The sequence below is a fragment of the Pseudomonas sp. PONIH3 genome, from assembly GCF_002934345.1.
Lineage (GTDB): Bacteria > Pseudomonadota > Gammaproteobacteria > Pseudomonadales > Pseudomonadaceae > Aquipseudomonas > Aquipseudomonas soli.
Genome location: NZ_CP026386.1, coordinates 1,218,751 through 1,235,660, shown reverse-complemented (window position 1 = coordinate 1,235,660; position 16,910 = coordinate 1,218,751). Strand labels below are relative to the sequence as shown.

Below are 16,910 nucleotides of genomic sequence, written 5' to 3'. Positions count from 1 at the left end.
GCTAGGTGGGGAGTATCAATAACGACTGAATCGGTATTGGCATCGGCCGCCGACTCCTCAGCAGAATCAGTGGTGAGCCTGGCCCTGGTGCCTGGTCACTTTCTGACTTATGCAAGCACGCAAGGAACGCCTCATGCAGCTGATCGTCTTCTGCCCACCCAAGATCATTCTCCAGCACAGCGCGCAAAGCTGGGCCGACGCCCTAGGGCCGGGAGGCATGCTGCTGAGCTGCAACTCCCGCGCCCAGGAAATCACCGCGCATCTTGGCGATCAAGTGGTGTACCGGTTGTTCGACTATTTCAACGACAACGCGCTGGTCGAGGTGGATGTCCATGACATGGCCCGCGAGATGCGCGATCCGTTGTGCGTGGCACTGGCCGAGATCGATGTGCTGCGGGTGGCGCGCATCAACGACCGGCTGGGTGTCAGCCAGGGCGCCGAGGGGCGCGCTATGTTCTATCGCGACAAGTTCTTCATGAAGCAGAGGGCCCGCGACCGTGGTTTCGCCGTCGCCGACATGGCGCCGCTGACCCATGCCACCGCAGCGATCCAGTTCAGTGAGCAGCACGGCTTCCCGGTGGTGGTCAAACCGCGCGATGGTCGTGGCTCGAACGGCGTGGAAGTACTCAGGGACATGTCGCAGCTTCGCCAGTGGCTGGCTGCGCGTGGCGCCACCACCTTCCACAACCTGATGATCGAGCGCTATGTGCGGGGCAGCCACTACATCGTCAACGGCCTTTACATCGACGGCAAGCCGATCCTTGTGTCGCCTGTGCGGGTGATGACCTCGGCGCTGGACTTCCTCGGCGGCAAGGCCCACGACCTGCACATGCTCGATGCCAGCAATCCGATGCGCGACAAGCTGGTGCGCTATGCCCGTGCGCTGGTCGAGGATGTGCTGCCTTCCGAGCCGACCCTGCTGTTCCACCTTGAACTGTTCGTCACCGACACGGGCGAGATTGTCCTGTGCGAAATCGCCTCGAGGCTGGGCGGGGTGTTCTTCAACCAGGAGATCAGCCATGCCTGGGGCCTGGACCCGCGCATGACCTTCCTGCGCGCGCTGCGCGATCCCGCGTATCGTCCGGCGTCCATGATCGAACCGCGGCAGATGGTCGGGCACATCAGCATTCCACCGCGAGTCGGCCTGTTGCGCGAGGTGCCGAGCGACTGCCCGCTCGACGGCGTGCTGGAGTACCGCATATCGGCGAGCAGGATGACCGCCTACCGGTCGATGGAGTTCACCAACTCGGAAATCCTCAATGCCATCGTCGCCGGGCGCAACGAGCGTGAGCTGCAACTGCGGCTTGGCGAAGTCGAGCGCTGGTTCCACGAAAGCTGCGACTGGGCGGGCAACGAAGCGGCCGCCGTCTAGCCGCTTGACTGTCCTGTTCCTCAATCACTTTTGCTGACCGTGCCGCCAGTCGGGACGGTCATGCCTGCAGACAGGTGACGATGCCATGAAACCTTTGATCGAGAGCCTCATCCCCATTCCGGTCGCGGCCCTGGGGGCCTGGCTGGGATTTCTCAGCGGGCTGCCGCTCGGTGAACTGATCGGCGCCATCTGCGCGGTCACGGCGTTGAGCAAGTGGGGCGTGCGCATGCGCATGCCATTCCCGTTCGTGGCCACCGTGCAGTTGCTGTTGGGGATCAGTGTCGGCTCCACGGTCACCGCCTCGATGATGCACGAGCTCACTGACTTCAGCATTCTGCTCGGGCTGCTGGTGTGCATGACCACACAGATCCTGGTGGGCTACAACTGGCTGCGCCGCATGGAGAAGTGGGGCCATATCGAAAGCCTGCTCAGTGCCATTCCCGGCGCCATGGCGGCGGTGATGACGGTGTCGGGGGAGGAGGGACCGGCCTCTGGCCGAATCGCCTTCGTGCATATCGTCCGATTATTGGCGCTGTTGCTGGTGGTGACGCTGATCGCAGGCGGGCATGGCGACAGTGCGGTGCCGGCCACCGGCACCCTGGGCGACTACCTGCGGATCGTCCCGGTGGCGCTGGTCGCGGTCGCCGCCGGCTATCTGCTGGAGCGCTTCGATGTGCCCGCGCCGTACATGCTTACCGGCCTGGTCTGTGCGGCCGCCGTCAACATCGGCATGCCGTCGGTCAACCTGCACGTGCCCGACCCGGTGGCGATGGTGGCGTTGATCCTGCTGGGTGGCTTGATCGGTATTCGCCTGCGCGACATCACCTTGGGAGACGTACTGCGATACGTGCGTGCTGGCCTGGTGGTGACCACGCTGACGTTTTGCACCACCTTGCTGGTGGCCGCGCTCGCCGCCCAGCTCACCGGCAAACCTTTCCTGGCGCTGTTCATGTCCTGGGTGCCGGGCGGTGTCGAGGTGATGACCGCGGCCGCCCTGTTGCTCAAGCTCGATCCTGCCTTCGTCATGCTCAACCACGTGGTGCGCATGTCGATCATTCATATCTCTCCGGCGTTCCTGCCCAAGCGGTTGCTCCAGCCCGAACCGGTTACCGACGCACCGCGCAACTGAACCTTCGATCACAAGGACCTGATCTCGATGACCGCTGCAATCGCCATTCATGATCCGACCCTGCGCGACGGCAACCATGCCGTCTCCCATTCGTTGAGCCTGGAAGATATCGCCGCCTATTGCCGTGCAGTCGACAGCTGCGGCCTGAGCGTGGTCGAGGTCGGCCACGGCAATGGCCTGGGAGCATCGTCCCTGCAGTTGGGGCTGGCCCGCCACGCCGACACCGAGATGCTCGAGACCGCGCGCGCCAACCTCAGTCGCACGCGCCTGGGCATCCACATGATTCCAGGCTTCGCCAGGCTGGACGATATCGATACCGCGCTGCGGATCGGTGTCGAGGTGTTGCGCATCGCCTCCCATTGCACCGAGGCGAGCGTGACCGAAAGCTATATCGAGCATGCGCGCGCCAACGGCGCGTATGTGCATGGCGTACTGATGATGTGCCACATGGCCAGCCCCGAGCGGTTGCTCGAGGAGGCGACGAAACAACAGGGCTATGGTGCCAACGCCATCGTGCTGATGGATTCGGCTGGCCACCTCGATCCGGACAGCACCCGTGAGCGGATTGCCTTGCTCAGCAGCGAACTTTCGATTCCGGTGGGCTTCCATGGCCACAACAACCTGGGCCTGGCCATCGCCAACTCGCTGGCCGCGGTCCAGGCCGGGGCGACGATCGTCGACGGCTGCATGCGCGGCTTCGGTGCCGGTGCCGGCAACACCCAGCTGGAGACCCTGTGCGCGGTGCTTGAGCGTTACCGCTTCGCCACCGGCGTGGACATTTTCGCCCTGTGCCGCGCCATCGAGCAGTTGGAGAGCATCGCCCCGGTCAGCACGCCCACGGTCGTCAAGACCGCCAACCTGATCAGTGGCCTGTACGGCGTGTGCAGTGGTTTCGAAAAACATGTCGCGCGCGCCGCCAGCGAGTTCGGCGTCGAACCACGGCGAATCTACGAAGCCCTGGCCCAGTGCAATGCGGTAGCCGGCCAGGAAGACCTGATCATCTCGGTGGCCAGCCGCCTTTCGCAACCTTCCGTTGCCTGACTCTGGAGTGCGTTCATGTCCCTGAAAACCGCCATCATCGGCAGCGGCAACATCGGTTGCGACATCCTGTGCAAGGTCCTGGCCCATCCGGACCTGGACTGCACGCTGGTCGCCGGACGCTCCCCACACTCAGCGGGCCTTGCCTTCGCCCGTGAGCGCGGGGTCGCCATCACCGCCGACGGTATCGAAGGTCTGTTCGCCCGGATCGGCGAGTTCGACCTGGTGTTCGACGCCACCTCGGCCACCGACCATGAGCGCCATGCGCCGCGCCTGATCGAGGCCGGCAAGGTGATCATCAACCTCACCCCGGCAGCCCTGGGTCAACTGTGCGTGCCTTCGCTCAACGGCCTGGAGCTGACCGGAGCGAGCAACGTCAACATGATCACCTGTGGTGGCCAGGCCTCGATCCCGCTGGCAGCCGCCATCGCCCGGGCCAACCCTGGGGTGCGCTATATCGAGGTGGTGTCGTCGATCAGCGCCGAAAGCGCAGGCCCCGCCACCCGCCGCAACCTGAGCAACTACATCACCACCACCGAGCAGGCGCTGCGTCGCTTCACCGGCTGCACTCAGGTCAAGGCGATCCTTAACATCAACCCGGCCAAGCCCAATGTCTACATGCAGACGGCGGTCTCGGCACTGATCGCCCAAGTCGACCTGGCCGCCACCCGACGCGAGGTGGAGCGGGCCGTGGCGCTGGTGCGCGAGGCCGTTCCGGGCTACGAGGTGATCGTCGACCTGCACTACAGCGAAGGCCGCCTGTTCACCATGGTGCGGGTCGAGGGGGCGGGGGACTACCTTGATCCGAGTGCCGGCAATCTCGACATCATCACCGCGACGGCCACCCACATGGCTGCGCTAATGGCGCGTGGTCGCTCTGCCGTGCGCGCCGCTTGAAACGGAATTTCTGGAGAATCCTGCATGCCTTCGCTTTCACCAGATCTGGAATTCGCTCGATTCTGTCCGATCCTCGGGGTGGCGCAGAAGGTCAGTGAAGCGCCACAACCGGTCATCGACCTTGGGGTCGGCGTACCTGGCTTCTTGCCGGCGCCCCATATCGTCGAGGCGGCGGTGCGGGCGGCCCACGAGGACACCGGTGGCTATGGCGCCAGTCGTGGCGACCCGGCGTTGCTCAAGGCTTACCTTGGCTACCTGCGTCGCCTTGGCCATACGCATTTCGACGAGCGCAACCTGGTCGCGGGCCTCGGCGCCAAGCACCTGTTGTTCAGCGTGCTGCGGGCGATCATCCGACCGGGGGACAAACTGCTGGTCTCGACCCCGTGCTGGCCAACCTATTTCGATATCGCCGAACTGGTCGGGGCGGATGTCGTCGATGTGCGCTGCACCGCGCACAGCGGCTACAAGATGTCCCCCCAGGCGCTGGAACAGGCCCTCGACGAACAGGTGCGGGTGGTGCTGCTCAATTCCCCCGGGAACCCTACGGGCGCTGTGTATTCGGCCGAGGAGCTCCTGGGGCTGGCGCAAGTCCTGCGCAAACATGACGTCTGGATCATTTGCGATGACGTCTACCAGCGCTTCGTCTATGACATGGACAGCTGTCCCGACCTGCTGACGGTGGCGCCGGATCTTGCCGGGCGCATCATCAAGATCGACAGCGTTTCCAAGCTCTACGGCATGCCGGGGTGGCGGGTCGGCTTGCTGGCGGCGGATCGACGCATCGCCGATGCGGTCACCACGCTGAATTCCAACTCGATCTCCAACCTGCCGGCCCCCGCTGCTGCGGCGGCGACAGCGGCACTGGAGGGTGACCAGGCTTTCTCCATTGCCGCCCGGCAGCGTCTGGCCGGGCAGCGTGAGGCCTTGCTCGAAGTGTTGCGCGGTGCGCCGTTGCTGCGCTTCTGCGAGCCTGCCGGAGCGTTCTACCTGTTTCTCGACATCGGCCAGGCGCTGGGCCGGTCGTTCCGCGGCCAGATGATCGGTGATGACGAGTCGTTCTGCGACGTGCTGCTCAAGGAGTTCGGCGTTGCCCTGATCCCTGGCAGTTTCTTCGGCACGGCGGGGCATGCCCGGCTGTCGTATTCCGGCGACGCCGGAAAAGTCCTGGCCGGTGCCGAGCGCATCAAGACTTTCCTGGGCGAGTTCGCCTGAGGCTGGAACGCAATCCGTGGACAGGGAAGCAATACTGGAGAGGGACGCAAGTTGATGAAAAACGCCTTTGCAATCGTCGGCTGCGGTGCGACGGCCATCGCCTTCCTGCAGCGCCATCTGGATCGTGTGGCCGCCGGCAGCGCGCCGGCCGGCGTCATCCACCTGTTCGAGAAACGGGATGACTTCGGCCGCGGCGCGGCTTACGAGGCTGACCTGGAGAGCAACCTGCTCAACACCAGGACCGGTCTCATCACGCCATACCCGCATCTGCCAGGGCATTTCCTGCAGTGGTTGCAGCAGAGCCCGCAGGCCTGGCGCCGCGCGTACCCCGATTTCCGCCCCGAGGCGGACGGGTTCGCGCCTCGGGCGCTGTTCGGTATCTATCTGCAGCATCAGCTCAAGCAGATCGTATTGCGTGGCGCGACCCTGGGCTGCCAGCTGGTGCAGTTGCAGGCAGAGGTCTGCGCGATCGACCTGATCGATGGCGTGGAAACCCTGCGCACCCGTTGCGGCCTCAGCTTGCCGACCGGCAAGGTCGTGCTGTGCTGTGGCCCGCTGGGCAAAAAGCCAGAATTGTCCGGCGATCCACGGGTGCTGGACACGCCGTATCCAGTTTCCCGTCTGCTGCGCGTGGTGGCGCCCCACGAGCGGGTGGCGGTGGTCGGCGCGCGACTGAGCGCCATCGACACCGTCATCGCGTTGATCGAACGGGGGCATAGAGGCCCCATCCGCATGCATTCGCGCAGTGGTTACTTTCCCGTGGTGCGGGGCACCCAGGAGCCGGTCACGCTGCGCTACCTGACCCGTGAAGGCGTCCATGCGCTGGTGGCACAGAACGGCCGTTTGCAGATCAGCGACCTGGTCGGCCTGTTCCGCAAGGAGCTGGCTTTCCAGGACCCGGGCAAGGCCAGCGCGGTCATCCCCATGCCCGCGCCGCCGGCCGACATCGCCTCTTTCATCGAAGGGGAACTCGAAAACGCCCGCTCACCGCGTATCTGGCAGGCAATCCTCTATGCCACCAACGAATTCGTCGAGGACATCTGGCAGGCACTGGATGATGCCGCGCAGGCGCGCTTCCTGCGCGAGTACTTCAGCTTCTTCATGGCCTATCGGGTTTCCATCCCGGCGCAGAATGCGCGCAAGATCCTCAGCTATCTGCGCAGTGGCCAGCTGGAGTTCGTCACCGGTCCGTTCGCCGCGCCGCAGCCGGGCGGCGACGGGCTGGTCCTGCAGGGCAGCGGCTGGCGCCATGTCTATGACCGGCTGATTCATGCCATCGGTTCCCCGCGCGACGTCGACCTGCTGGACTCGCCGTTGCTGGCTGCCTTGCTGGACAATGGCACGGTCACCCGCCATCCACAGGGGGGGATCTGCATCGACCCGACGAGCTATCGCGTGCAGGGCCGTACCGGCAGCTCCCGGCAGATCCATGCGGTGGGCGAACTGACAGTGGGCCAGTTCTTCTTCACCTCCGCGCTGGAGATCAATGGCCGCCACGCCGCCAGCTGTGCCGATGGGCTCGAGTGGAAGCAGGGCGTGCGTGCGGTCGGACGGGTGGAGGAGCATGTCTGAGCTATCGTTGCCGGGGCAACTTTGACCGGCAACTTCACAGGATTAACCATGACCTACCGATTCGAACGCATTCTGCTGACCAACGACGATGGCATCGACGCGCCCGGCCTGGCCGTGCTGGAACAGGTGGCGGCAGGGCTGGCCAGGGAGGTGTGGGTGGTGGCTCCCCACCGCGACCAGAGCGGCACCTCCCACTCGCTGAGCCTGCACGCGCCGCTGCGAGTGAGCAGTCATGGCGAGCGGCGCTTCGCCGTCACCGGCACGCCGGGCGACTGCGTGGCGCTGGCGCTGGGGCACCTGCTCAAGGGCGCCAGGCCCGACCTGGTGTTGTCCGGAATCAACCGTGGGGCGAACCTGGGCACTGAAACCGTGTTCTCCGGAACGGTCGGCGCGGCGATGACCGGGTTGCTGCTGGGCGTGCGCTCGATCGCCCTGAGCCAGGCCTACAGCGACCGCGAAGCGGTGCCTTGGAACATCGGCCTGAACCTGGCGCCCGAGGTGATTCTCGGTGTGCTGGACATGCCATGGCCGGCCGATGCCTGTCTCAACGTCAACTTCCCTGACTGTGCCCTGGAGGCCGTACGGCCGTTGAAAGTGACGCGCCAGGGCGTCGGGCCGTTGAACAGCATATCGGTGCGTACCGAGGTCGACCCGCGGCACTTCGAGTACCACTGGCTGCAGTTGAACAATCACCGCACCGAGGATGAGCCCGGCAGCGAAATGGCGGAACTGGCGCGTGGCCATGTCACGGTGACGCCGTTGCAGTTCGAGCGCACGCATGGCGCTGTGGAGCAGTCCTTGTCTGGATGATTGACGAGGGGTCGCAGGAGCGCAAACGCCTAGGCAGTCGCGGTTTCATGCAAGCAGCGCCACACCACGCCGCGATTGCTGCACTCCAACAGTGCCAGTGAGTAGCGAGCCTGAACCATCCCCTGCAATCGGTGGATTTCCTTGTAGCGCACCGCCACGTTCACCCCAGCTTGCCAGACCACCCGCACCTCGCTGATCTCGATCTCCAGGCCCGGTCGTGCGCCGGCCGCGCCCTTGAACAGTTGCTCCACCTGGGCGCGGGTCACCACCGTGCCCGCCGTGCCGACCATGCTGAAATCATCGGCGAACACCGCCATCAGCCCGCCGAGCACTGCCTGGGTCTCGGCCGCTGGGCGGGTGAAGATTCTGTGGATCAGCTCATGGACGTGATGAATGCTGCGCTCGGCGCGGGCAATCGCGTGGTCAGGCATGGCGAGGGTTCTCCGGGGGTAGTGTGTGCAGTGTCATCAGTGGCGCCAGCCCCAGCAGCGCGGCCAGGCTGAAGGTCAGGTGATAGGCGTCCGGCGTGCTCAGGCCTGCTAGCAACAGGTTGAAGATCATCAGCAGCAAGGCGGCGCCGACGCTGAAGGCCATCTGTCGATTGAGGTTCCACAGCACGCTGGCCTGCTGCATCCGCTCGCCGCCGAAGTCGAGCAGCGCGGTGGTCTGGGCGGTGTTGGCGCCGATGCCGCCGCCGATGCCCATGAGGCCGTAGGCCGCCATCAGTAGGGCGTTGTCCGCCGGCGTCTCGACCATGACCAGCAGGCAGATACCCAGGCTGTGCATGAGCATGCCGAGCAGCAACAGGCGGGCGGCACCGACGCGGTTGTACAGGCGGCCGGCCAGCAACATGGCGGCGAACGCCCCGGCCGCGTAGAGCAGCATGAACAGGCCGGTGGCCTGGGCGCTCAGCTGCAGCACATCCTGCAGATAGAAGATGTTCAACAGGTTGACCCCGGTGAAGACCCCGGGGATCGCATGGTACACCTGCATCGAGACCCGCAGGCGCGGGCTGGCTAGCAGTTTGAGTTCGACGATGCCTGTCGCCGCGCGTTGGTAGTGGGTGCGGTACAGCAGGGCGCAGGATACACCCGCCAGCAGGCAGGCGATGGCCAGCAGGGCGCCATGGCCGGCACCATACAGCGACAGGCCCAGCAGCAGGCAGGCCAGGGCGGCGCTGACCAGCAGCAATCCCTTGAAGTCCGGGCGTGGCGCTGTCGGTCCCGGCGCTTGGTCAAGCCAGGCCCAGGCCAGCGCCGCCGTCACCAGGGTCAGCGGAATGTTGCTGTGGAAGACCCACGGCCAGCGGCCATGGTCGACGATCAATCCGCCAAGGGTGGGTGACAGCGCCGGCGCCAGCAGCGCAACGGCCATCACCAGGGTGGACACGCGGGCGCGCTCCGGGCCCTGGAAGAGCTCGAAGGTCAGCGCCTGTCCTACGGGGATCAGCAAGCCACCGGCCATGCCCTGGACCAGGCGCCAGGTAATCAATGCAGCAAAGCTCTGCGCTTCGCCGCAGCCCCACACCGCCACGCTGAACGCCAGCATGGCGGCGCTCAACAGCCGCCGTGCGCCCCAGCGATTGGCCAGCCAGGTGCTCACCGGCACGGCCAGGGTCAGCCCGAGCATGTAGGCATTGCCAACCCATGCGCTGCTGGCGTTGCCAATGGCGAACTCGGCGGCGATCCGTGGCAACGCCACGGTCGGCATGAACAGGTTGATGCAGTCGATGAAGAACCCCATCAGGAAGATCGTTGCCACGCGATACCGGTACGTCATTGCCACTCCTTTTCGACGCGCAGAGTAGGTGTCGTGGACTGTCCCTGTCGATGTCGCTACCCTTGAAACTCTGTTTGATGGAAGTGAACAATGCCGCGCACGGCCCTCCACACCCAGCTCAACCGGGTGCAGACGTTTCTGGCGGTGGTCGATTTCGGCTCCTTCACCAAGGCGGCGGACTTTCTCGGCATCAGCAAAGCCATGGCCAGCCAGCACGTCAAGGCGCTGGAGCAGGCTCTGGGGGTGACGCTGCTGGCGCGCAGCACCCGTGCTATCGCCCCGACCGAAACCGGCCAAAGTTTCTATGAAGATTTCAAGGTGATCGTCAGCGATGTCGAGGGCGCCTTCGCCAGTGTGCTGCACCGGCACAACGGCCTATCGGGCAAGCTGCGCATCAGCACCACCGGGGAGTACGGTGAGCGCTTCATCCTGCCGCTGATCCCGCTGTTCGCCGCGCGCTATCCGGCGTTGTCACTCAGCTACGATACCGACTCGTCGCTGAGCGACCTGATTGCCGAACGGCTCGACCTGGTGGTGCGCCTTGGCGCGCTGCCGGATTCGAACCTGCGCAGTCGCCAGCTGGCCGAATACGACATTGTGGTGGTGGCTGCCCCGGCCTTTCTCGCCCGCCATGCCATCGAACGGCCCGAGGCACTGACGGAAACACCCTGGATTGCCAACAGCAATCTACAGGGCCCGACCGCCTGGACCTTGCACAGCGCGCAGGCGGGGAGTGCAAGCGTCGTCGGCCGGGTGGCCTACCAGTCCAATGCGTCGCACGCCATCCGGGCGATGGCTTGCGCCGGCCTGGGCGTGGCCGTGCTGCCGGCCTGGCTGGTCGAGCAGGACCTGGCCGACGGCACCCTGCGGCGGGTACTGCCGGACTACAGTCTGCCGAGGCAGCCGATCAGCGTGGTGTACCCGAACAGCAACCATGTGCCGCGCAAGACCCGGGTGTTCATCGATTTTCTGTGCGAGCACCTGGGGCGCTAAGGGCGCCGCTCACGGCTCCAGGCCAATGCCGCGCAGGATGACGCCGGTCACCGTCTGCACAGCTTGCTCGAACGCCATGTCCGACAGCGGCTCACCGTCATTGAGCAGGGTCACCTGGAAACCGAAGTCGGCGTAGTGCTGGGTCGCCGCCCAGATCATGTACAGCAGCGCCGATGGTTCCACCGGCAGGATGCGTCCGTCCTCGACCCAGCTGCGGATCTTCGCCTGCTTGAGCTGCGCCCAGGGCACCAGGATCTCGTCCAGGCTGGGGCTCAGCAGCGGGGCGCCGTGGAGAATCTCCTCGGCCCAGATCTTCGAGCCCAGCGGCCGCGAGCGCGAGTGGCCCATCTTGGCGCGGATGTAGCTGGTCAGTACCACCCGCGGGTCGTCGAAGTGCTCGAAGCACAGGGCATCCTGCTTCCAGACATCCAGCAGGTCCTGCAGCACGGCGCGGTACAGGTCGTCCTTGGTGCTGAAGTAGTAGTGCAGGTTGGAGCGCGGCAGTTGCGCCCGTTCGGCGATATCGCCCATGGAGGTGGCGGCGTAGCCCTTGTCGGCGAACACCTGCTCGGCGGCTTGCAGGATCTTTTCGACATTGCGCCGGCGGATTTCGATCTTGTGGTTGGCCATGGGCTGTCCGTGGTGACCTGAACAGGGCAAGGCTAACAGCTTTAGCGGGGCCGCGATAAGGTCAAGGTTGCCGTAAAAGGCCGTGGAGCGAGGTGCCCGTAGAAAAACCGGTGGCGGCCGAGGAGCACCTGCTCACGCTCCTGAACCACGTCGAGGTCAACCGCTGATCGCGGTCGTGGCCCTGGCGGCGTTGGTCATGGCTTGCTGGTGATCGGCGCGCACCACGGCCAGTTTGCGGCGTTCGTACTCTTCCTGGCTCAGGCCCTGGCGTTGCAATGCTTCGAGTTGCAGTTGACGGGCTTCCTCGGCGCTGTAGGGGCGTAGCTCAGGATGGCTGGCGCAACCGCTCAGCACAGCGATGGCCAGAGCGGCGAGGAGGAAGCGGGCGGTGGTGTTCATCGGGATGATTCCGGGGGCTGTCGGATCGATGAACCCAGGTTATTGGCCACAGTGGCACGATGGAAATCGCTGTGCTCGATAGTGACTATCGACGGCTGCGCGCCTGCTGTTCAGCGCAAGCTCTAGGCCCTCAGCGCGGCATGTAGCCCAGTTGCCAGGCTCGCGGAATGAACAGCGTCACCAGCGCCAGCACGCATGCCAGGGCGCAACTGGCCGCCAGCGCCTGCAAGCCCAGCCGTTGCTGCAGCCAAGCCCCGAGCGCGGCACCTAGCAACATGCCGCTCCAGGGCACCAGCTGTACCCGCCAGCCGTGGCGCCGCTCACCCAGCAACCAACGCCCCAGGCCACGGCCGAAACGCGACAGCGCGCCAGTGACGTAGGTCAGGCCGATTGGCAGGCCGTTCACCTGTTCGACTACGGCATTGAGCATGCCCATGGCCAGGGTGGCCGCGATTAGTGCAGGGAACGTGGTGGCGGCAGGCCAGGCCGTGGCAAACGCCAGCAGGCTGGCGACGATCAGCAGCAAGGGCGCGGCGCGGCGGCGCAAGCGGCGGGCCAGCAATACGCCCAGGGTGTTGCCCAGCACGAAACTGAGAATCGCCAGGGCCAGGCGCAGCATCAGCGAAAAGTCCGCCTGGCTGATGGCCACCGCCAGGCGCGTGGTGTTGCCGCTCATGAACGACACGAAGTCGCCCAGCGCCAGCAGGCCGATGGCGTCAGTCATGCCGGCCAGCACCGACAATCCGGCCACCAGCCCTAGGCCGACCCGCCCGCGCAGGGCCTGCAAGCGGACCCGACGGGCACTGTGCTGGGAGGTGGCGGTGGGCAGCATGGGGCGAGTCTCCGGGGCGCAGGGGGCCCTGATCTTATACCCCGACCAGCACCTTGCGCATGGGGATGCAGGACAGTTCGAGGCCGAATGGGGATTGGTAGACCGACAGCGCATCGCCGGTGTAGCCGCAGCGGCGATAGAACGCCGCTGCGTTCGGGGTCGAGTCCAGGTTGACCGCCTCCAGACCTTCGGCCCTGGCGATGCCTTCGAGGTGTTCGACCATCGCCCGGGCGATGCCACGGCCCATGAACGCCGGCAGCACGAACAGGGCACCCAGTTCACCGCTGTCCAGGTCGAGCATGCCGGTGGCGACGATCGTGTCGCCCATGCAGGCGAGGTGGAAATGCTCGGCGACCAGGGCCGCGTAACCTTCGGTGAAAGGTACGTCGGCCCAGGCCTGGGCCAGGGCGGCATCGTAGGCTTCGGTGCACTGCCACAGGATCGCCTGGCGGCGGATGGCGTACGTGTCCAGCGCGTCGTGACGGCTGGCGCGGCGTATGTCGAGCATGGGTTCCCTCCCGGTTGAGCCTGGATGATAACAAGGCGCCGGGGCAAACGGACGCAGGCCTCGCCAGCGCCATCAACCGCCTGCTCGACTGACTGGTCAGAACGATCCCGTTTGCACCTCGCCGCTGCGCACGTAGTGGGCGAGCAATACACCCTTGGGCGTGCTGCTCGACTCCACCAATGTGAAGGCCACAGCCTGGGCATCGTCACCGAACAGGCGCTTGCCACGCCCAAGAAGCAAGGGGTGGATCAGCAACCGCAGCTCATCTACCAGGCCCGCCGCTAGCAGTTGGCGTACCAGTTCGCCGCTGCCTTGGGTCAGCAGCGTCGGGCCGTCCTGTTGTTTGAGAGCGCGGACAGCTCCAGGCACGTCAGCGCCCAACGGGTAACTGTTTTGCCAGTCGATGGATTCGGGATGGTGCGTGGCGACATGCTTGGCCACGCCATTGAACAGGTCGGCCAAGGGCCGGTCCGGCGCCTCGGGCCCGACCTTTGGCCAGAACCCGGCGAAGATATCGTAGGTGCGTCTTCCCAGCAGCAGTTCGAACGGTTGGCTGAACAAGGTCTGCATGGCCTGGCCGAAGGCCTCGTCGGCCAGGGGCGGGATCCAGCCACCAAATGTGAAGCCGCCGCTGGTGTCTTCCTCCGGCCCGCCGGGGGCCTGCATGACGCCGTCGAGGGTGACGAAGGCGGCGACGATGAGCTTGCGCATGGGGTGAACCTCCTCTTGGGTGTGCTGGATAGTCGAACGGGGGTGGCATGAATCGACAGGAACCTTGAACGATAGTGGAGGTTCAACCATTGCATGGGACCACCAGAGGAGGTGAGTGATGGACAAGGTTACCGGCGGCTGCCTGTGCGGCCAGTTACGTATCGAAGCCCAGGGGCGGCCGCGACGGGTCGGGCTGTGCCATTGCCTGGATTGCCGCAAGCATCACGGTGCGTTGTTCGGCGCTTCTGCGATGTTCGCCGAGCAGACCGTGAGTATCAGCGGGGAAGCCTCGAACTACGGCGACAGGTATTTCTGCCCGCATTGCGGCTCGTCGGTGTTCGCGCGCAGCGGTGATGAAGTGGAGGTGCACCTTGGGGCACTGGACGCGCCGGATCGCTTCACGCCGACCTATGAACTGTGGGTGATCAGGCGCGAAGCGTGGTTGCCGGCTTTTGCGGATCTCGAGCGGTTCGATCGGGACCGGGCGGGTTAGCCGTTCCCAGCCCCGGCCAGTGAGGAGCGGCGCAGCGCCGCTCCCACGTGTTTCACAGCCAGAAGGTCACCGCCCACCAGCCCAGGCCGCCCATGACCACGGTATAGGGCAGCGCCATCCACACCATGCGTCCATACGACAGGCGAATCAGCGGCGCAATCGCCGAGGTCAGCAGGAACAGGAACGCCGCCTGGCCATTGGGCGTGGCCACGCTGGGCAGGTTGGTGCCGGTGTTGATCGCCACCGCCAGGGTCTCGAAGTGCTCGCGGCTCATCGCGCCATTGACGAACGCCTGCTTGACCTCGGTGATGTAGATGGTGGCGACGAACACGTTGTCGCTGATCGCCGACAGCAGCCCATTGGCCAGGTACAGCATGCCCGGCTGCTGCTCGCTGGGCAGCGCCAGCACCCAGGCGATCAGCGGGCTGAACAGTTGCTGCTGGTGGATCACCGCGACCACGGCGAAGAACACCACCAGCAGCGAGGTGAACGGCATGGCGTCCTGGAACGCACGGCCCAGGCGATGTTCGTCGGTGATGCCGGTGAAGGCGGTGATCAACACGATGACCAGCAGGCCGATCAGGCCCACTTCGGCAATGTGCAGCCCCAGGCAGACAATCAGGATCAGTGCGGCCAGACCCTGGACCACCAGTGCCACCCGTTGTGCCTGGGTGCGCGCGGCATCGTCCTCGGCGGCGTAGGTGGCCAGCACCTGGCGCACGCGCTCGGGCATCAGCGTGCCATAGCCGAACAGCCGCAGTTTCTCCAGCAGTACGCAGGTCACCAGGCCCGCCGCCAGAACCGGCATCGACACCGGCGCGACCTTGCGGAAGAAGTCGGCGAAATGCCAACCCATTTCATGGCCGATCAGCAGGTTCTGCGGCTCGCCCACCAAGGTGCAGACGCCACCCAGCGCGGTACCCACCGCGCCATGCATCAGCAGGCTGCGCAGGAAGGCGCGGAACTGCTCGAGGTCTTCGCGGTGCAACTGCTCGACCTCATGGTCGCTGTCCAGCGCCGACTCTTCGCGCGGATTGGCGCCCGAGGCGACCCGGTGGTAGACGGCATAGAAGCCGACTGCGGCGCTGATGATCACCGCGGTCACGGTCAGGGCATCGAGGAACGCCGAGAGAAACGCCGACAACACGCAGAACAGCAGGCTTAGCACCGCCTTGGAGCGCACTCCGAGCAGGATCCGCGAAAACAGGAACAGCAGCAGCTCTTTCATGAAATGGATGCCGGCGACCATGAACATCAGCAGCAGGATCACCGGGAAGTTGTGCTGCAACTCCTCGTACAGGGCTTCGGGCGTGGTCAGGCGCAGCAGCAGCGCCTCGACCAGCAGCAGGCCGCCGGGCATCAGCGGGTAGCACTTGAGTGCCATCCCTAAGGTGAAGATGAACTGGATCACCAGCACCCAGCCGGTGACCACCGGGCCGAGGGTCGCCAGCAGCAAGGGATTGAGCAGCAGGAACAGGCAGATGACGGCCTTGTACCAACGCGGCGACTGGCCCAGGAAGCTGCGGGCGAGGGCACCGGTCAGGGAACGGGACATGAATTTGTATCCTTTTGATTCAGCAGTGGCGCACGGTGCCGGATCGTGCGTCAGGGTGCAAGTTGTCCAGTCCGGCTTTTGGCACATGCACCGCCTTGCGGGTGCGCTAAGATCCGCCGTTGTGAATCCTTTCCCCACAGGAGTGCCGTCCGTGACCGAATACACCGCGTTCAAGGTCGAACTGACCGACAACATCGCCCACGTGCAGATCAACCGCCCGGAAAAGATCAACGCGATGAACGCCGCCTTCTGGGAGGAGCTGGTCCAGATCTTCCAGTGGATCGACGACACCGACGCGGTGAGGGTGGTGGTACTCAGCGGCGCCGGCAAGCATTTTTCCTCGGGCATCGACCTGATGATGCTGGCCGCGTTGGCTCAACAGCTGGGCAAGGATGTCGGCCGCAACGCCCGGGTGATGCGCCGCACCATCTTGCGCCTGCAGGGTTCGTTCAACGCCGTGGACAACTGCCGCAAGCCGGTGCTGGCGGCGATCCAGGGCTACTGCATCGGTGGCGCCATCGACCTGGTCTCGGCCTGCGATATGCGCTACTGCGCCAGCGACGCGCAGTTCTCGATCAAGGAGATCGACATGGGTATGGCCGCCGATGTCGGCACCCTGCAACGTTTGCCGCGTATCATCGGTGACGGCATCATGCGCGAACTGGCCTACACCGGTCGAATGGTCGATGCCCAGGAAGCACTGCGCATCGGCCTGGTCAACCGCGTCTATGATGACCAGGCGGCGTTGCTCGACGGGGTTTTTGCCATTGCCCGCGAGATTGCCGCAAAATCACCGATCGCCGTGGCCGGCACCAAAGAGATGATCAGCTACATGCGCGACCATCGCATCGACGATGGCCTGGAGTACATCGCCACCTGGAACGCCGCCATGCTGCAGTCCGAAGACTTGCGCGTGGCCATGGCCGCCCACATGAGCAAACAGCAACCGACGTTCGCCGACTGACTGACAGTGGCGGGCG

At 65.1% G+C, this 16,910-nt stretch carries 18 protein-coding genes; 10 read left to right on the top strand and 8 right to left on the bottom strand.

Features of this window, described 5'->3' with window-relative positions; translation table 11 throughout:
- Nucleotides 1–133 precede the first annotated feature (133 nt).
- The 7 genes from C3F42_RS05570 (at nucleotide 134) to surE (ending at nucleotide 8,030) form a co-directional block, all read left to right on the top strand.
- Nucleotides 134–1,372, top strand: coding sequence for an acetyl-CoA carboxylase biotin carboxylase subunit family protein (locus C3F42_RS05570; protein ID WP_094010443.1), 1,239 nt, complete (start codon nucleotides 134–136; stop codon nucleotides 1,370–1,372).
- A gap of 85 nt (nucleotides 1,373–1,457) precedes the next feature.
- The gene (locus C3F42_RS05565) at nucleotides 1,458–2,501 is read left to right on the top strand and encodes an AbrB family transcriptional regulator (protein ID WP_023630163.1); all 1,044 of its coding nucleotides are present in this window, start codon (nucleotides 1,458–1,460) and stop codon (nucleotides 2,499–2,501) included.
- 27 nt (nucleotides 2,502–2,528) lie between these two features.
- Nucleotides 2,529–3,542, top strand: a complete 1,014-nt coding sequence (gene dmpG / locus C3F42_RS05560) for a 4-hydroxy-2-oxovalerate aldolase (protein WP_104444153.1) — start codon at nucleotides 2,529–2,531, stop codon at nucleotides 3,540–3,542.
- A gap of 15 nt (nucleotides 3,543–3,557) precedes the next feature.
- On the top strand, nucleotides 3,558–4,436 hold the full coding sequence (locus C3F42_RS05555; RefSeq protein WP_023630165.1) for an acetaldehyde dehydrogenase (acetylating): 879 nt from the start codon (nucleotides 3,558–3,560) through the stop codon (nucleotides 4,434–4,436).
- Between the two features lie 24 nt (nucleotides 4,437–4,460).
- Nucleotides 4,461–5,648, top strand: a complete 1,188-nt coding sequence (locus C3F42_RS05550; RefSeq protein WP_104444152.1) for a pyridoxal phosphate-dependent aminotransferase — start codon at nucleotides 4,461–4,463, stop codon at nucleotides 5,646–5,648.
- Nucleotides 5,649–5,702: 54 nt separating this feature from the next.
- The gene (locus tag C3F42_RS05545) at nucleotides 5,703–7,220 is read left to right on the top strand and encodes an FAD/NAD(P)-binding protein (RefSeq protein WP_104444151.1); all 1,518 of its coding nucleotides are present in this window, start codon (nucleotides 5,703–5,705) and stop codon (nucleotides 7,218–7,220) included.
- 48 nt (nucleotides 7,221–7,268) lie between these two features.
- A complete protein-coding gene (gene surE, locus C3F42_RS05540) occupies nucleotides 7,269–8,030 on the top strand; it encodes a 5'/3'-nucleotidase SurE (RefSeq protein WP_094010439.1) in 762 nt (253 codons plus the stop codon).
- 29 nt (nucleotides 8,031–8,059) lie between these two features.
- Here the strand turns inward: surE and C3F42_RS05535 are convergent, their stop codons facing one another.
- Together C3F42_RS05535 and C3F42_RS05530 are read right to left on the bottom strand one after the other, a co-directional pair.
- Nucleotides 8,060–8,461, bottom strand: a complete 402-nt coding sequence (locus C3F42_RS05535; RefSeq protein WP_023631690.1) for a DUF4440 domain-containing protein — start codon at nucleotides 8,459–8,461, stop codon at nucleotides 8,060–8,062.
- Nucleotides 8,454–9,809, bottom strand: a complete 1,356-nt coding sequence (locus C3F42_RS05530; RefSeq protein WP_094010438.1) for an MFS transporter — start codon at nucleotides 9,807–9,809, stop codon at nucleotides 8,454–8,456. Before C3F42_RS05530 ends, C3F42_RS05535 begins: the two co-directional genes overlap by 8 nt.
- A gap of 90 nt (nucleotides 9,810–9,899) precedes the next feature.
- Here C3F42_RS05530 and C3F42_RS05525 point away from each other — a divergent pair, with 90 nt between their 5' ends.
- The gene (locus C3F42_RS05525; protein ID WP_094010437.1) at nucleotides 9,900–10,802 is read left to right on the top strand and encodes a LysR family transcriptional regulator; all 903 of its coding nucleotides are present in this window, start codon (nucleotides 9,900–9,902) and stop codon (nucleotides 10,800–10,802) included.
- A 9-nt stretch (nucleotides 10,803–10,811) separates the two neighbouring features.
- Here the strand turns inward: C3F42_RS05525 and C3F42_RS05520 are convergent, their stop codons facing one another.
- The 5 genes from C3F42_RS05520 to C3F42_RS05500 all read right to left on the bottom strand — a co-directional run bounded on the left by C3F42_RS05520 (nucleotide 10,812) and on the right by C3F42_RS05500 (nucleotide 13,882).
- Nucleotides 10,812–11,432 carry a TetR/AcrR family transcriptional regulator gene (locus C3F42_RS05520; protein WP_023631488.1) on the bottom strand — a complete coding sequence of 207 codons (621 nt, stop codon included), beginning with the start codon at nucleotides 11,430–11,432 and terminating at the stop codon, nucleotides 10,812–10,814.
- Between the two features lie 156 nt (nucleotides 11,433–11,588).
- The gene (locus C3F42_RS05515) at nucleotides 11,589–11,831 is read right to left on the bottom strand and encodes a hypothetical protein (protein WP_094010436.1); all 243 of its coding nucleotides are present in this window, start codon (nucleotides 11,829–11,831) and stop codon (nucleotides 11,589–11,591) included.
- Nucleotides 11,832–11,961: 130 nt separating this feature from the next.
- The gene (locus tag C3F42_RS05510) at nucleotides 11,962–12,663 is read right to left on the bottom strand and encodes a YoaK family protein (protein WP_038705833.1); all 702 of its coding nucleotides are present in this window, start codon (nucleotides 12,661–12,663) and stop codon (nucleotides 11,962–11,964) included.
- A gap of 34 nt (nucleotides 12,664–12,697) precedes the next feature.
- Nucleotides 12,698–13,171 carry a GNAT family N-acetyltransferase gene (locus tag C3F42_RS05505; protein ID WP_104444150.1) on the bottom strand — a complete coding sequence of 158 codons (474 nt, stop codon included), beginning with the start codon at nucleotides 13,169–13,171 and terminating at the stop codon, nucleotides 12,698–12,700.
- Nucleotides 13,172–13,267: 96 nt separating this feature from the next.
- Nucleotides 13,268–13,882 carry a dihydrofolate reductase family protein gene (locus tag C3F42_RS05500; protein ID WP_094010434.1) on the bottom strand — a complete coding sequence of 205 codons (615 nt, stop codon included), beginning with the start codon at nucleotides 13,880–13,882 and terminating at the stop codon, nucleotides 13,268–13,270.
- A gap of 118 nt (nucleotides 13,883–14,000) precedes the next feature.
- On the opposite strand from C3F42_RS05500, the gene C3F42_RS05495 reads away from it, so the two are divergent.
- On the top strand, nucleotides 14,001–14,375 hold the full coding sequence (locus tag C3F42_RS05495) for a GFA family protein (protein ID WP_094010433.1): 375 nt from the start codon (nucleotides 14,001–14,003) through the stop codon (nucleotides 14,373–14,375).
- A 52-nt stretch (nucleotides 14,376–14,427) separates the two neighbouring features.
- On the opposite strand, the gene nhaB is transcribed toward C3F42_RS05495, so the two are convergent.
- Nucleotides 14,428–15,930 (bottom strand): sodium/proton antiporter NhaB, encoded by a 1,503-nt coding sequence (gene nhaB, locus C3F42_RS05490; protein WP_094010432.1) that lies wholly within the window; start codon nucleotides 15,928–15,930, stop codon nucleotides 14,428–14,430.
- A gap of 151 nt (nucleotides 15,931–16,081) precedes the next feature.
- Between nhaB and C3F42_RS05485 the strand changes: the two genes are divergently transcribed.
- Nucleotides 16,082–16,894 (top strand): crotonase/enoyl-CoA hydratase family protein, encoded by an 813-nt coding sequence (locus tag C3F42_RS05485; protein ID WP_023630716.1) that lies wholly within the window; start codon nucleotides 16,082–16,084, stop codon nucleotides 16,892–16,894.
- Nucleotides 16,895–16,910: the final 16 nt, after the last annotated feature.

What these genes read in the sequence shown, in the direction of transcription:
- C3F42_RS05570 (WP_094010443.1), top strand. Translation starts at nt 134, where the DNA reads ATGCAGCTGATCGTCTTCTGCCCACCCAAGATCATTCTCCAGCACAGC.
- C3F42_RS05565 (WP_023630163.1), top strand. Translation starts at nt 1,458, where the DNA reads ATGAAACCTTTGATCGAGAGCCTCATCCCCATTCCGGTCGCGGCCCTG.
- dmpG (WP_104444153.1), top strand. Translation starts at nt 2,529, where the DNA reads ATGACCGCTGCAATCGCCATTCATGATCCGACCCTGCGCGACGGCAAC.
- C3F42_RS05555 (WP_023630165.1), top strand. Translation starts at nt 3,558, where the DNA reads ATGTCCCTGAAAACCGCCATCATCGGCAGCGGCAACATCGGTTGCGAC.
- C3F42_RS05550 (WP_104444152.1), top strand. Translation starts at nt 4,461, where the DNA reads ATGCCTTCGCTTTCACCAGATCTGGAATTCGCTCGATTCTGTCCGATC.
- C3F42_RS05545 (WP_104444151.1), top strand. Translation starts at nt 5,703, where the DNA reads ATGAAAAACGCCTTTGCAATCGTCGGCTGCGGTGCGACGGCCATCGCC.
- surE (WP_094010439.1), top strand. Translation starts at nt 7,269, where the DNA reads ATGACCTACCGATTCGAACGCATTCTGCTGACCAACGACGATGGCATC.
- C3F42_RS05535 (WP_023631690.1), bottom strand. Translation starts at nt 8,461, where the DNA reads ATGCCTGACCACGCGATTGCCCGCGCCGAGCGCAGCATTCATCACGTC.
- C3F42_RS05530 (WP_094010438.1), bottom strand. Translation starts at nt 9,809, where the DNA reads ATGACGTACCGGTATCGCGTGGCAACGATCTTCCTGATGGGGTTCTTC.
- C3F42_RS05525 (WP_094010437.1), top strand. Translation starts at nt 9,900, where the DNA reads ATGCCGCGCACGGCCCTCCACACCCAGCTCAACCGGGTGCAGACGTTT.
- C3F42_RS05520 (WP_023631488.1), bottom strand. Translation starts at nt 11,432, where the DNA reads ATGGCCAACCACAAGATCGAAATCCGCCGGCGCAATGTCGAAAAGATC.
- C3F42_RS05515 (WP_094010436.1), bottom strand. Translation starts at nt 11,831, where the DNA reads ATGAACACCACCGCCCGCTTCCTCCTCGCCGCTCTGGCCATCGCTGTG.
- C3F42_RS05510 (WP_038705833.1), bottom strand. Translation starts at nt 12,663, where the DNA reads ATGCTGCCCACCGCCACCTCCCAGCACAGTGCCCGTCGGGTCCGCTTG.
- C3F42_RS05505 (WP_104444150.1), bottom strand. Translation starts at nt 13,171, where the DNA reads ATGCTCGACATACGCCGCGCCAGCCGTCACGACGCGCTGGACACGTAC.
- C3F42_RS05500 (WP_094010434.1), bottom strand. Translation starts at nt 13,882, where the DNA reads ATGCGCAAGCTCATCGTCGCCGCCTTCGTCACCCTCGACGGCGTCATG.
- C3F42_RS05495 (WP_094010433.1), top strand. Translation starts at nt 14,001, where the DNA reads ATGGACAAGGTTACCGGCGGCTGCCTGTGCGGCCAGTTACGTATCGAA.
- nhaB (WP_094010432.1), bottom strand. Translation starts at nt 15,930, where the DNA reads ATGTCCCGTTCCCTGACCGGTGCCCTCGCCCGCAGCTTCCTGGGCCAG.